The 13,634-nt window shown below is 64.2% G+C and carries 12 protein-coding genes and 1 pseudogene; 5 read left to right on the forward strand and 8 right to left on the reverse strand.

The window, feature by feature from the left end; genetic code table 11:
* The first annotated feature begins 249 nt into the window (after nt 1-249).
* Nucleotides 250-2,049, forward strand: a complete 1,800-nt coding sequence (locus FGE21_RS12000) for a trypsin-like peptidase domain-containing protein (protein WP_139663537.1) — start codon at nt 250-252, stop codon at nt 2,047-2,049.
* A 133-nt stretch (nt 2,050-2,182) separates the two neighbouring features.
* Here FGE21_RS12000 and FGE21_RS12005 read toward each other — a convergent pair whose 3' ends face one another.
* The 6 genes and pseudogenes from FGE21_RS12005 to FGE21_RS12030 all read right to left on the reverse strand — a co-directional run bounded on the left by FGE21_RS12005 (nt 2,183) and on the right by FGE21_RS12030 (nt 6,853).
* Nucleotides 2,183-2,824 carry an SDR family oxidoreductase gene (locus tag FGE21_RS12005; protein ID WP_139663538.1) on the reverse strand — a complete coding sequence of 214 codons (642 nt, stop codon included), beginning with the start codon at nt 2,822-2,824 and terminating at the stop codon, nt 2,183-2,185.
* Between the two features lie 48 nt (nt 2,825-2,872).
* Nucleotides 2,873-3,400, reverse strand: coding sequence for a DUF1178 family protein (locus tag FGE21_RS12010; RefSeq protein ID WP_139663539.1), 528 nt, complete (start codon nt 3,398-3,400; stop codon nt 2,873-2,875).
* 133 nt (nt 3,401-3,533) lie between these two features.
* On the reverse strand, nt 3,534-3,986 hold the full coding sequence (locus FGE21_RS12015; RefSeq protein WP_255731560.1) for an NUDIX hydrolase: 453 nt from the start codon (nt 3,984-3,986) through the stop codon (nt 3,534-3,536).
* 517 nt (nt 3,987-4,503) lie between these two features.
* Nucleotides 4,504-5,255, reverse strand: a pseudogene (locus tag FGE21_RS12020) (IS110 family transposase).
* 237 nt (nt 5,256-5,492) lie between these two features.
* Complete coding sequence (locus FGE21_RS12025; protein WP_139663541.1) at nt 5,493-6,257, reverse strand: EcsC family protein; 765 nt, start codon at nt 6,255-6,257, stop codon at nt 5,493-5,495.
* Between the two features lie 77 nt (nt 6,258-6,334).
* Nucleotides 6,335-6,853 (reverse strand): GNAT family N-acetyltransferase, encoded by a 519-nt coding sequence (locus FGE21_RS12030; protein ID WP_139663542.1) that lies wholly within the window; start codon nt 6,851-6,853, stop codon nt 6,335-6,337.
* 123 nt (nt 6,854-6,976) lie between these two features.
* On the opposite strand from FGE21_RS12030, the gene FGE21_RS12035 reads away from it, so the two are divergent.
* The gene (locus FGE21_RS12035) at nt 6,977-7,582 is read left to right on the forward strand and encodes a flavin reductase family protein (RefSeq protein WP_139663543.1); all 606 of its coding nucleotides are present in this window, start codon (nt 6,977-6,979) and stop codon (nt 7,580-7,582) included.
* A gap of 10 nt (nt 7,583-7,592) precedes the next feature.
* On the forward strand, nt 7,593-8,234 hold the full coding sequence (locus FGE21_RS12040) for a CatB-related O-acetyltransferase (protein WP_139663544.1): 642 nt from the start codon (nt 7,593-7,595) through the stop codon (nt 8,232-8,234).
* 110 nt (nt 8,235-8,344) lie between these two features.
* Here FGE21_RS12040 and FGE21_RS12045 read toward each other — a convergent pair whose 3' ends face one another.
* Complete coding sequence (locus tag FGE21_RS12045) at nt 8,345-9,979, reverse strand: SulP family inorganic anion transporter (RefSeq protein ID WP_139663545.1); 1,635 nt, start codon at nt 9,977-9,979, stop codon at nt 8,345-8,347.
* A gap of 462 nt (nt 9,980-10,441) precedes the next feature.
* Between FGE21_RS12045 and FGE21_RS12050 the strand changes: the two genes are divergently transcribed.
* Nucleotides 10,442-11,320: an S-methyl-5'-thioadenosine phosphorylase gene (locus FGE21_RS12050; RefSeq protein WP_139663546.1), complete on the forward strand. Its 879-nt coding sequence runs from the start codon at nt 10,442-10,444 to the stop codon at nt 11,318-11,320.
* Nucleotides 11,321-11,546: 226 nt separating this feature from the next.
* Complete coding sequence (locus tag FGE21_RS12055) at nt 11,547-12,086, forward strand: adenine phosphoribosyltransferase (protein ID WP_139663547.1); 540 nt, start codon at nt 11,547-11,549, stop codon at nt 12,084-12,086.
* Nucleotides 12,087-12,177: 91 nt separating this feature from the next.
* On the opposite strand, the gene FGE21_RS12060 is transcribed toward FGE21_RS12055, so the two are convergent.
* Nucleotides 12,178-13,617: an FAD-binding oxidoreductase gene (locus tag FGE21_RS12060; protein WP_139663548.1), complete on the reverse strand. Its 1,440-nt coding sequence runs from the start codon at nt 13,615-13,617 to the stop codon at nt 12,178-12,180.
* Nucleotides 13,618-13,634 lie beyond the last annotated feature (17 nt).

Below are 13,634 nucleotides of genomic sequence, written 5' to 3' on the forward strand. Positions count from 1 at the left end.
CGCCTGTCCCGGCCATCGTCAGCCGGTTCGGGCGGTGGAATGTACGACCGCCTTCCTATGCAAGCCCCCCGGCGGGGTCAACGCCCCCGTGACCCAAGTGACACGGACGAGGCCCGAAGCACCCCCTGAGACAAGAGAAGCATTTACACTGCACACGCCATTGTGCAGTTCAGCACCGTTCCCTTTGCGGTCACAGAGTGGTTACCTGCGCGGCGAACAAAATCCGTTTCTTCGTACAGAGGTTTAGAAATGAAGAACCTAATTACCTCGGTGTTTCTGGCATTGACTGTTTTTTTCGCGGCGCTGCCGGGTCTGTCCCGGGCGCAACAATCCGACCCTGCCGGTGTCTGGATCCAGGTTGCGGCACGCCCCTCCCTGCTTGAGGCGCAAGACGAAGCCCGCGCCCTGTCCGCCCGGCTGCCTGATGTCGCAGGCTATGCGCTGGGGGGCGGCTGGTACGGCATTGTCATCGGGCCCTATACCCGCCCCGACGCGGAACAGGTGCTGCGCGTCTACCGGGCGGAAGGTCAGATCCCGCGCGACAGCTTCATCACCTTTTCCAGCAATCTGAACACCCGGTTCTACCCGGTCGGCCCCGAGGCAGCCTCCCCCAGCGCGCCGCCCGTGCCGGTGCAATCCGACACCACCGCGCAAACCGCAGCGGCAGCCGCAGGGGCAACCGCCGGCGCCCAGACCGAAACCGCTCCGGTGTCCACCCTGCCCGACGAGACCCCCGCCGAGGCCCGCCGCAGCGAGCAGGCCCTGTCCCGAGACGCGCGCATGGACCTGCAGGTAGCACTGAAGGCTGCGGGGTTCTATACCTCCGCCATCGACGGCGCCTTTGGGCGCGGCACCCGCGGCTCCATGGCCGATTGGCAAACCGCACGTGGCTATGAAGCGACCGGCGTTCTGACCACGCTGCAGCGTCAGGCCCTGATGGATGAATACAATGCGCCGCTGATCTCGGTCGGCATGGCAACCTATACCGACACGCGGGCGGGCATCAGTGTCGATCTGCCCCAAAAGGAGGTCGCCTTCAGCCGCTACGAGCCGCCGTTTGCGCATTTTGACGCCACTGGCGATCTCGGCGTGCAGGTGCTGCTGATCTCGCAGCCCGGGGACCGCCGGACGCTCTATGGTCTCTATGACATCATGCAGACGCTGGAGATTGTGCCCCTCGACGGCGACCGCGAGCGCAGTGGCGACCGCTTCACCCTCGAAGGCCGCAACAGCCGGATCGTTTCCTATACCGAGGCGCGGCTCGACAATGGCGAAATCAAGGGCTTCAGCCTGATCTGGCCCGCCGGCGACGAGGCGCGCCGCAGCCGGGTGCTGGCGGCGATGCAGGCGAGCTTTGCCCGTCTGGACGGGGTGCTGGATCCGACCGCCGGAGGCGATGAGGCACAATCCATCGATCTGGTGTCCGGCCTTGAGATCCGCAAACCGCGCCTGTCGCGTTCGGGCTTTTTCGTCACCAGCACCGGTGTGGTGGTGACCACCGCGGATGCGGTGCTGGACTGCGGGCAGGTGACAATCGACCGCGACGTGACAGCGGAGGTTCTGCTCGCGGATGAGGCCGCCGGGATTGCGGTCCTGAAGCCCTCGGTTGCGCTCTCGCCCATGGCAACGGCGCCGCTGGCGGCCACCGCCCCGCGTCTGCGCAGTGCTTTGGCTGTGTCGGGCTATTCCTACGGCGGCGTGCTCGGCGCGCCGAGCCTGACCTGGGGCAGCCTCGATGACCTCAAGGGCCTGCAGGGAGAGGCCCATCTCGCGCGGTTGGAGCTCACGGCACAGCCGGGCGACGCGGGCGGGCCTCTTCTGGACAAGCAGGGCACCGTGCACGGCATGCTGCTGCCGCTGCAGTCCTCGGGTCCGGTCCTGCCCGAGGGCGTGCGCTTCGCGCTGAAGGGCGAATTGATCCGCATGGCGCTGGACAAGGCCGGTGTCGGCCTGCCCACGACCGGAACCGCCACCTCTGGCGACTTGCCGATTTCGGTTCTGCAGAAAGAGGCCACGGGCCTCACTACATTGGTCAGCTGCTGGGAGTGACCCGCACAGAGGCCAATGCGGATATGACAAAAGCCGGGCAAGTTGCCCGGCTTTTTCGTCATGGATCGTCTTCGTCATGGATCGTCGCGTCTTCGGCGCGGTCAGGATCAGAGGCACCGCCGGCCTGCAGCCTTCAGTAGGGCAGCACCTGCCCGTTCCAGCTGTGAAAACACCCGGTCGTCTCGATCGACAGGCTGTCGAATTCCTGCATCAGCCCCGCCGCGCTTTCTTCGACCGAAATCTCGCCCGCCTCACCGCCCATGTCGGTGCGCACCCAGCCCGGATGATAGATGCCCACCGCTATGCCCTCGGGCTGCAGGTCGGCGGCAAGGTTGCGCCCGAGATTGAGCACCGCCGCCTTGGAGGCCCGATAGGCATAGGACCCGCCCGGCGCCCGCGCATGGCTGGCCATCTGAGAGGAAATGATCGCGATCTTTGGCGCGGCAGACAGGCGCAGGTTCGGCAACATCGCCTGCACCGTCAGAAAGACACCAGAGACATTCACCGACAGCGTCTTCGTCCAGACCTCGGCCGAATATTCCTCCAGACCCATGGATTTATCCAGATAGACCCCGGCGTTGCAGATCAAAAGATCCACCGCATCGCCCTTGATCTGTGCCGCAAACCGCGCCTGCTGGCCAGGATCGCTGACATCCAGCCGCGTGCCCGAGGAATGATCACGCGAGGTCCCGGTCACCCGGTCTCCGCGCGCCGCCAGCCGTGTCTTCAGCTCGCGCCCAATGCCGCGGCTGCTGCCTGTCACCACCACATGCATCGGCGGTCTCCTTTTTGTTATGTCTTGCTCTGCCCGTCTTCTCAGTACTCAGTTCATCTTTCGGTTCGGCGCAAAGGGCAGCGGCAGGACCGGCACCCCGTCCTCAATCAGCGCCTTTGCGTCCTCAAGCTTGGCCTCGCCGTGGATCGACCGCGCCGGAGCATCGCCCAGATACATGTCCCGCGCCTGTTTCGCGAAATCCGTACCGACGTAATCCGAATTGGCCTCCACCTGTTTTTTCAAGGCCGCGATTGCCCTCTCCAGTTCAGAGGCAGGCGCGCTCAGCGCTGTCGTGGTCTCTTTCGGCGTTGCGGCATCCGCCAGGGTTGCGGCCGTCTCCCCCGTCTCGGTGGGCGCAGCCTCGTCTGCAGTTCCGTCCGCAGCCCCGGCCTCGATCCGGGCTGCGGTCCGCGCCGGTCGCACCCGGGGGGCCATCAGCGCCTTTGCCACCTCGGAGGAGCCGCATTGCGTACAGACCACCATCCCCGCGCCCAACAGCTTGTCATAGGCATCGGCGGACTGAAACCAGCTCTCGAACCCGTGGCCTTCGGCACATTTCAGAGAATAGCGTATCATGTCGTATCCCGTCTTCAGAGCGGATCATTAAATACGCCCGGGCCGTGTTTGCAAGGGCCGGCAGCCTGGCGCCCGCCCCCTTCCCACATCCGGACCCGATTTGTGGCCCATCCCGCCCGCCTGGCGCGCATCGCTACAGGTCCTGCGGCCGAAAAACCTTCAGCAGCGCCGCAAGCTCCGGCTCGGCGACATGTTTGGACGCCTGGCCAGGCGACATCCATTCCCGCTCCCGCATTCTTCTTTCCGGATAGCGGTCGGCAAGGGTGCGGACCCGCAACGGAAAGACCTCCACGCGGCACATCAGCGATTTCTCGCCCGGCCGGATCTTATGGTAGCTGAAATGACCGATACTGCTGTCCGAGACCCGCCCCTGCGCGCCCGCCTCTTCCCAGGCCTCCTGCGCGGCCGCCTCCGCGTCGGTCTTGCCGACCATTGGCCAGCCTTTCGGGATGACCCAGCGCCCCGTCCGCCGGGACGTCACCAACAGCACCTTGATCCGGCCCTTTCGCGACAGCCGGAAACAAAGCGCGCCCACTTGATGATAGAGCCGGACCGCGTCTTTCCCCTGACCGCAGCCGTCCACCACATTGGTCAAAGGTCCCTGGCCCGCTGGCGGCGGAACCGGGCACGCGGGGGGCGCGGCTCTGTCAGAGTGCTCCATACTGTCCTGTCGCCTTGCCTGCATCCCAAACCCGCCAAACACACCAGACCTCTCGCATTCAAGCCCCCCTCGGACCCAGTACATCTCGGCATCGCGGACATCACACAACCGAGTGTGTTCCGAAACGGTAAACAATTCTTTTACCATCTTCGCGCGAAAGGCATGTGTGGATAGCTCCTGCATAGCAAGTCCTTTTTGATCTGATTTGTGCATTTGTCAGAATCAGTCATGTGTCCGGTCTGTTTGCGCGGCGTTGACCGCTGGCCCTCCCTCTCACCGATGCAAGCATCGCCTGCCGGGCAGTGGATGGGTTCCGCAAACCAAGTTCCTATCAGCTTTACGGGCTATTATGCCCGCGCCATTCGGCGGAGTTTCTTGGCCTTGGCGCCAGACTCATGCACCCTCAACTCGCGGGTCTTGCTAACTCGATGTTCCTTTCGCCTCAGGCTAAAGCGCGTGGGCCGTAGGGTTCGTTGCGGGTGAGCACCGCCCAGACGATCCGGGCCGTCGTGTTGGCCATGGCAACAGGGGCGACGCGCGCAGGTTTGCGTTCGAGCAAAGACGTCAGCCATTTACGGGCACGTTCGGGGTGTGACCTCGTTTGCCGGACCAATGAAGTCATGCCGACGACGAGCAACGATCGTAAATACTGGTCGCCCATCTTGGTTATCCGTCCTAACTTCTCCGTGCCGCCGCTGGACTTGTTCGCCGGCGTCAGGCCCAGCCAGGCAGCGAACTCCCGACCATTGCGGAACTGATGCCCATCACCGATGCTGGCGATGATCGCAGAGGCCGTCACCGCGCCAACGCCAGGGATCGTACGCAGAAGACGAACGCGCGCCCGATGCAGCGACAGCAGGGACTGCTGCTCGACTGTCTTGATCGCAACAAAGCGCATGGTCGGACGGGTCACGGCTTTGCAGATAGCCTCAGCATCAATTGCGTCTGACTTGCCGCGTTTGACGTATGGCTTCACATACATCGGGGGGATCAGCCGAACCTCGTGACCAAGAGCAGTCAATTCACGGGCCCAATGATGTGCACTGCTGCAGGTTTCCATGCCGATCAAGCAGGGCTCCAACTTGGAAAAAAAGACAGAAACTGCGCCCTCCGCAAGGGCGTGTCGAAAACGACTTCCTCGGTGGCTGGGATCCCATGAACTCGGAAAACGTTCTTGGCCAACCTCTCATTGATTGCTTTGCAATCAACTGCCGGTCAGTGGATCAACGCCGATTGTGGTAACTTGCATGAAGTGGCTCCTCCCATAAGCAGATTTTGACACCTGCAGTATGGCGCATTGCGACGCCAGTTGGAGCAGGAGCCATCCACCCCATCAGTTGTCGTACAGGCCTTCGATTGGCCAATCCCCGAATATTCGGGACCCGGCGCCTTGCTGGCCGGGCTGGATCGCGACAGCGTGGGTGGTTTCGCTCAGCTCAGCAGGCGATGGTGCAACCGCTCCACCAACTGTTCATGCGGTGTATCGGCCTCCAGTGCCAGTCGGCGCAGCGCAAAATGCACATGCGCCATCTCCTGATAATAGCCGGAATAGATGTAATTGATCCCGCCTCCGGCGACGGCACCCAGAACCGGCACCATCTGCGCCGCCAGTTTCGGGCCCAGCGCCGCCGCGAGGCGCGGCGCGACAGCGGCGATCAGATGCGAGACCCCGGCCCCCGACAGCCCCAGCCGCAGGGTCAGGAACCCGGTGTCCGCGCCATCGTCATGGGCCATCGGACCTGCGGCGGCAAAAACCTCGACCGCGTCGAAGCGGACGCTCTGCGTCGAGGGGTTGAACCCGTAGCCCACGGCCACCCCCTGAATGCTGCGCAGCAGAAACGTGGTGGTCGCCGGCAGTTCGATCAACGCGCCCGGCAAACCAGCCGCCCCGCCGACCATCCCCATGGTCGTACTGATCAGGCGGTTGGTCCGGGGCGGCTGATCCTGCACCACCCGGCGGCTCTGCGCAGCCCCGCGCACCGCCAGATGCAGCGCCCGCTGCACCGTAGCCTCGACGCCGCTGCGCACTGGGTCAGGCAGGCTGCGCATCAGATCATCGGTCCGCCCGCCCAGCGCGTTGAGCATCCGCATACCGAAATGCCCGGCCGCCCGGTAGCGCGCGGCGATCGCATCCAGCTCCGCCTCTATCTCCGCAGCGCTCAGGCTGCGGGCTCTCTGATCCAGTAGCTCGCCCATGTCCTGGCTCCCCTCTCCTGTCTCCGCGGTTCCTACCGAGATCAGCAGCCGCCCCGTGAAATTCAAGGTCAGACCGGTCAGAAGCCTTCCGCCTGTTCCCCCTGTGCCGCACCGGTCCACCGGCGGACCTGGCCCTGCACCTGCGCCCAGGCCCCGGGACGCAGCTCCAGCCCCAACACCCGGTCAGGGTTGGTCGGCGGCGGCATCTCGACGCCCTCGAGCCGGGAAAACCCGAACCGGCGATAGTATGGCGCATCGCCCACCAGGATCACCCGGTCCCAATGGCTATGCTCCGCCCGCCACAGGCTGTCGCGGATCAATGAGGCCCCGATGCCTTCGCCCTGCCGCGTCGGGTGCACCGCCACCGGGCCAAGCAGAAGCGCGTCGGCCTCGCCCACATGCACCGGCCAGAACCGGATCGCCCCGGCCAGAATATGATCGCCATCCCGCGCCACCTGGCTGAGGGCCCGCACCGGCGGCACATCATCGCGCAACCGGTAGGAGGACAAGGCCGTCCGCCCCGGCGCAAAACACAGGTCGTAGAGGGCTTCGACCTCCCAGGAGTCCTCAGGCATCTCGGGCGCGATGGTGATCACGTGGTACAGGCTCCGTTTCTTGCGCCGTCATTTGCGCCGCCACGCCACAAGGCAAGGATAACGCGGGGGTGGATTTCGCCCTAGCACGCGCGTAAGTCTGGGGCAAACATTAGGAGTCATGTGATGTTCTACCGCCCAGAGGATGGCCACGGCCTGCCGCACAACCCGTTCAACGCAGTCGTCACCCCGCGCCCGATCGGCTGGATCTCCACCCGTTCGCCAGAGGGGGTCAACAACCTCGCGCCCTACTCGTTTTTCAACGCGGTCGCCTATGTGCCGCCGCAGGTGATGTTTGCCTCGACCTCGGCCAAGGCCGACCAGGACGGCACCAAGGATTCCATGGCCAATATCCGCGAGACCGGCGTCTTCTGCGTCAATATCGTGGAATACGCCATGCGCGATGCGATGAACAAATCCTCTGCCGCTCTCGACAAGGACGTGGATGAGTTCGCCCACGCAGGTCTGCAGGCCGTCCCATGCGAGACGATTGACTGCGCCCGCGTCGCAGGCGTTCCGGCGGCGCTGGAATGCCGGCTGACGCAGATTGTCGACCTGCCGGGCGAGGCCAACAAGGTCGCCTTTGGCGAGGTGGTCGGCGTGCATCTGCGGGACGATTGCCTGGTCGACGGCATCTTCGACGTGACCCGCTATCAGCCATTGTCGCGCCTCGGCTATCGTGATTATGCCAAGGTCAGCGACCTGTTCTCCCTCTCCCGTCCCGACGACTGAAGCGGTTCCGATGCCCCTGCCAGACCCTCGCCTGCGCCACCCGATCACCCTGCCGGACGGCACGCCCCACAGGGGAACCGTCCTGCTGTCGCGCGTGGTCGAAAACCCGAACTTCACCGTCGGTGACTTCACCTATGCAAGCGACTTCGATCCCCCTCGCGACTGGGGCAGCCATCTGGCACCCTATCTCTTTGCCGGCGCCCGCGAGAGGCTGACGATCGGCCGGTTCTGCCAGATCGCCCATGGTGTGAAATTCATCACCGCCTCGGCCAACCACGCTCAGGACGGGCTGAGCTGCTATCCTTTCCCGGTGTTCGACCCCACACAGATGGCCGGGTTTCAACCTGACACCCGTGACACGGTCATCGGCCATGACGTCTGGATCGGCTATGGCGCACTGATCCTGCCCGGCGCGCGGATCGGCGACGGGGCCATCATCGGCGCAGGCGCCGTGGTGCGCGGCACGGTGCCGCCCTATGCGATCATGACCGGAAACCCCGCCATGGTGGCCCGGCACCGATTCCCGAAACCGCAGATCGCCCGCCTTCTGGCGCTCAAATGGTGGGATTGGCCGACCGAGCTGATCATCCGCGCCGAACCTGCCATCACCTCTGGCGATCTCGATATGCTGGAAGCGCTCGCGCCGGACTGAGCGGCCTCTTTTCAAGAAAAAAGCCGCGGTCCCGACCAGGGACCGCGACCGTTTGATAACAGCCGGGACGAGAGGGCGCCCCTCAGGACTGGCCCGTCAGGACCGACCCGTCAGTGCCCGCCGAGAATTCCGGTTCTGACCGAATAGTCCACCGCCAGCCCGTATTCCGGATCATCGTCACTATCCACCACCAGATGGCCCGCCTTCGACAGGAGCTGGTGGCAATCGCGGCTCAGATGACGCAGCTGCAGGGTCTTGCCTGCCGCCTGGTATTTCACCGCCACGGTCTCGATCGCCTGCAACGCGGACTGGTCCACCACCCGGGATGCCGCGAAATCGACGATGACCACGCTGGGGTCTCCGTCCACATCGAACAGCTCGATGAACCCGTCGGTCGAGCCGAAGAACAGCGGCCCCTGGATCTCATAGACCTTGGCGCCTTCTTCGCTGATGCTATCGCGGGTGATGGCGTGGATACGGCGGGCGTTGTTCCAGGCATAGGCCAGCGCCGAGACGATCACCCCGACAACAACAGCCACGGCCAGATCGCTCATCACCGTGACCACGGTCACCAGGACAATGACAAAGGCATCCGTCAGCGGCACTTTAGTCATGATCTTGAAGCTGTTCCACGCGAATGTGCCGATCACCACCATGAACATCACCCCGACCAGGGCCGCCAGCGGGATCTGCTCGATCAGTGGCGAAGCGGCGACGATGAAGAACAGCAGAAACAGCGCCGCCGCGATGCCCGCGATCCGGGTCCGGCCCCCGGAATTCACATTGATCATCGACTGGCCGATCATCGCACAACCGCCCATGCCGCCAAAGAAACCGGTCACCACATTGGAGACCCCCTGCGCAATGCACTCCTGGCTGGCACCGCCGCGCTTGCCGGTGATCTCGCCCACCAGGTTCAGGGTCAGCAGGCTTTCGATCAGGCCGATGGCCGCAAGGATCACCGCATAGGGCAGAATGATTTCAAACGTCGCCCAGTTGAGCGGCACCATCGGAATATGAAAAAGCGGCAATCCCCCCTCGATGGAGGCCAGATCACCGACCCGGGGCACATCCAGTCCGAAGATGATCACAATGGCCGCCGTGATGCCGATGCCCGCCAGCGGTGCCGGTACGATCTTGGTCAGGCGCGGCATCACCCAGATGATCGCCATGGTCAATCCAACCAGCCCCAACATGGTCGCAAGCTGCAGCCCCGAAAGCCACTCACCGCCGCCTGCGCCGTGGCCCGTGCTCTCGACGGTGCCGGGCACTTTGAACTGGGTCAACTGGGCGAGAAAGATCACGATGGCCAACCCGTTCACAAAGCCCAGCATCACCGGATGCGGCACCAGACGGATGAACTTGCCCCAGTGCATCGCCCCCGCAATCAGCTGCAGGATCCCCATCAGCACGACGGTGGCAAACAGATATTCCACCCCGTGCTGCGCCACCAAGGCCACCATGACGACGGCCAATGCGCCGGTTGCGCCGGAAATCATCCCCGGCCGCCCGCCGATCAGGGCCGTGATCAACCCGACCAGAAACGCCGCATAGAGCCCCACCAGCGGATGCACCCCGGCGACAAAGGCAAAGGCCACCGCCTCCGGCACCAGCGCCAGAGCCACAGTCAGACCAGACAGCAACTCTGTCCTGACACGGCCAACGGTGAAGCCTTCATCCTGCATGATGGAGAGGTTCGGAGGAGATATATTCTTGGCCAATAGGCCCATTACGCCGCGTGTCATGAAATCAAACCTGTGATCGTCGGAAAGGGGAGGTGTTGAGCGCCTGTTAGCGCCAAAGCGCCTGCGATACAAGGGAAGGCAGATAGAGGCAACGCAGACACGAAGCGAGACCGCAGGCCCTGTCGGCCAGCCCCCGCCCCAGCCCCAGCCCCCGGTCAGGGGCAATGGCTTATATGTCAATAGTGCTGACCCAATGTTTCGCGTGCGAAACAATAGGTCAGAAGTGCTGTCTGCCACGAACCGTTTGTTAACTTTTCACCGCCCCTGTCACCGCCCAGATCGCCGCTCAGATCGCCGCCTGGCCACCGCACAGATCCCCCCCAAATCGCCACCCGGATCGACGCCTGGCCGACGCCTGGCCTGAAGGGCCAGCCCACAAATGCCCGCGCCCTGTGCAGCTGCCGCTTGCCAAACGGCCCTGCCACCGGTCATAGCTCAAGAAACAGCGGCAGGAGAGATCCCATGACACAAGACACATTGATCGCCGTTATCGGCGGATCCGGCATCTATGATATCGACGGACTGGACGACGCCAGCTGGACCAGCGTCACCAGCCCCTGGGGGGCTCCGTCCGATCAGATCCTCACCGGGCGTCTGAACGGGGTGAAGATGGCGTTTCTGCCCCGCCACGGACGCGGCCATGTGCACAGCCCCACCGACGTGCCCTACCGCGCCAATATCGATGCACTGAAACGCCTCGGGGCGACCGATGTTATCTCGGTCTCCGCCTGCGGGTCATTCCGCGAAGCTATGGCGCCAGGCGATTTTGTGATCGTCGATCAGTTCATTGACCGGACATTCGCACGCGACAAGAGCTTCTTTTCATCGGGCTGTGTGGCGCATGTCTCCGTCGCCCATCCCACCTGCCCGCGACTGGGCGATGCATGCGAGGCGGCGGCCAGAGCGGCAGGCATCAACGTCCATCGCGGCGGCACCTATCTGGCGATGGAAGGGCCGCAGTTCTCCTCTGTGGCGGAGTCGAAGATCTACCGTGAGGTCTGGGGCTGCGATGTGATCGGCATGACCAATATGCCCGAGGCCAAGCTCGCCCGCGAGGCCGAGCTGTGCTACGCCTCCATTGCCATGGTCACCGACTACGACAGCTGGCATCCCGACCATGGGGCCGTCGACATCGCTGAGATCATCGCAACCCTGCACGGCAATTCCGACAAGGCGCGCAGCCTGGTCAAGGGCCTGCCTGCGCGTCTCGGGGCGGAGCGGACAGCCTGCCCGCATGGCTGCGACCGGGCGCTGGACAATGCGATCATGACCGCCCCCGACAAGCGCGACCCGGAGCTTCTGGCAAAGCTTGATGCCGTTGCGGGCCGGGTTCTGGGCTGACGCAGCGCCGTGACGCCTGGCTGCCGCAGAATCTGCCTCGCAGCGATCCGGCACTGCGCAAATAGACGAAATCGCCGTAAATCCGGCCAATTTGGTAACCTCAAACGGCGTTGCCGCTTGCATGACGGCTGTGCTTGGGTCAAACCGCGATGGTCTGAAACGCTTGGGACCGTCAAGTATTCGGACGCGCAGTGATCACGGAAGCCAAGTCAGGGACCGCACCCCCATGAGCAAATCGAAAACCGTCAAGGATTACATCCGCACCATCGTCGATTTCCCCCACGAAGGGATCATGTTCCGCGATGTCACCACCCTGTTTGCCGATCCACGCGGCTTCCGCATGGCCGTGGACCAGATGCTGCATCCCTATGCAGGCGAGCGGATTGACAAGGTCGTGGGTCTCGAGGCCCGCGGCTTTATTCTGGGCGGGGCCATTGCGCATCAGCTCGGCACCGGGTTTGTGCCGGTCCGCAAGAAGGGCAAACTGCCCGGGGCCACCATCAGCCAGTCGTACAAGCTCGAATACGGAGAGGCGGTGGTCGAGTTGCACAAGGACGCAATTCAGCCCGGCGAGAAGATCCTCGTGGTGGATGACCTGCTGGCCACCGGCGGCACCGCCGGTGCGGGTATCACACTGATCGAGAAACTCGGCGGCGAGATCATCTCCTGTGCCTTCATCATCGACCTGCCGGAACTGGGCGGGCGCAAACATCTCGAAGATATGGGCATGGACGTGCACGTCCTGTGCGAGTTCGACGGGCTCTGAGCTCGCCTGACTGTCGTGGGGCGCGGACCTGTCGTGACGCAGGATCCTATGGCGCGGCTGTTTCGCTCGCACGCAGGATAGCCCGCAGAGGTCAGCTCCCAGAGGTCAGAGCCAGAGCAGGCACGACCGCACCGGGGTTCATGATCCCATGCGGATCGAGCGCCTGTTTGATCGCCTGCATGGCCGCGACTTTCGCCGGATCGCCGTAGTGCCGCAGATCTTCGACCTTCATCCGGCCGATGCCGTGTTCGGCGCTGATCGAACCGTCATACTCGGCCACCAGATCATGGATGATCCGTTTCACCTCGCCCCGCAGCGGATCATAGTCGGTGCGGTTTTTCCCCGGGCCGGGGAAGACGTTGTAATGGAGGTTGCCATCGCCGAGATGGCCAAAGCAGTTGATCCGCAGGTCTGGGTCCAGCTGCGCAATCGCGGCACGGCCCGCCGGGATGAAGTCGGGAATGCGGGAAATCGGCACCGAGATATCATGGCTGGAGACCGAGCCGATGCGGCGGTTGGCTTCGGGAATATGCTCGCGCAGCGACCAGAGCGCGCCCCGTTGCGCCTCGGATTGGGCAATCACACCATCATCGGACAGACCGGCCTCCAGCGCTTCGGCAAAAAGATCCGCCAATGCGTCCTCGGCGTTTTGTCCCCGGCCGAGGCCAAGGTCGATCAGCACGCACCATTCGGGGCGGGTCTCAAAGGGCTGGCGCAGCTCGGGCAGGGTTTCGGCCAGAAACTCCAGCCCCTGCCGATGAATGAGCTCGAAGGCGCTGACCCCTTCGGCCACAGCATCGCGCGCCATGGACAACAGCCGTATCGCGGCGCGGGGATCGGTGACCGTGAACACTGCGGTGCCGGGGCTGGCCGGGACCGGCGACAGTTTGAGCGCCGCTGCGGTGATCACGCCGAGCGTCCCCTCGGCCCCCACCAAAAGGTTGCGCAGATCATAGCCGGTGTTGTCCTTGCGCAGGCGCGTCAGCCCGTTCCAGATCTGGCCCGTCGGCAGCACCGCCTCCAGTCCGAGACACAGGTCACGGGCATTGCCGTAGCGCAGCACGTTCACACCGCCGGCGTTGGTCGAGAGGTTGCCACCGATCCGGGCAGAGCCCTCGGCGGCGAGCGAGAGCGGAAACAGCCGCCCCGCCTGCTGCGCGGCGCTCTGGACCTCTGCGAGAACCGCGCCCGCCTCGGCCACGATGACGTTTTCTTCGGCGTAGACGGCGCGGATGGCCCGCATCCGCTCCAGCGACAACAGGATCGGCGCAGGCCCCTCCGGCATCACCTGACCGCCCACCAGCCCCGTGCCGCCGCCATAGGGCACCACGCCGACGCGGGCCGAGTGCGCGGCCTGGATCACTGCGGCCACTTCGTCCAGGGACCGGGGCAAGGCGACGGCCGCAGCCTGGCCGTGATAGCGTCCGCGCGGCTCCTCGAGATAGCGGGGATCCGGTCTGCGCAGGGTATCCGCAGGCAAGCGAGCGGACAGCATGTCGAGAAAGGCGAGGTCAGCGGCATTGAGGGTCATAGCCCCTGCATCCCCAA

The organism is Phaeobacter sp. B1627, assembly GCF_006265095.1.
In the GTDB taxonomy this organism is placed as follows: domain Bacteria; phylum Pseudomonadota; class Alphaproteobacteria; order Rhodobacterales; family Rhodobacteraceae; genus Epibacterium.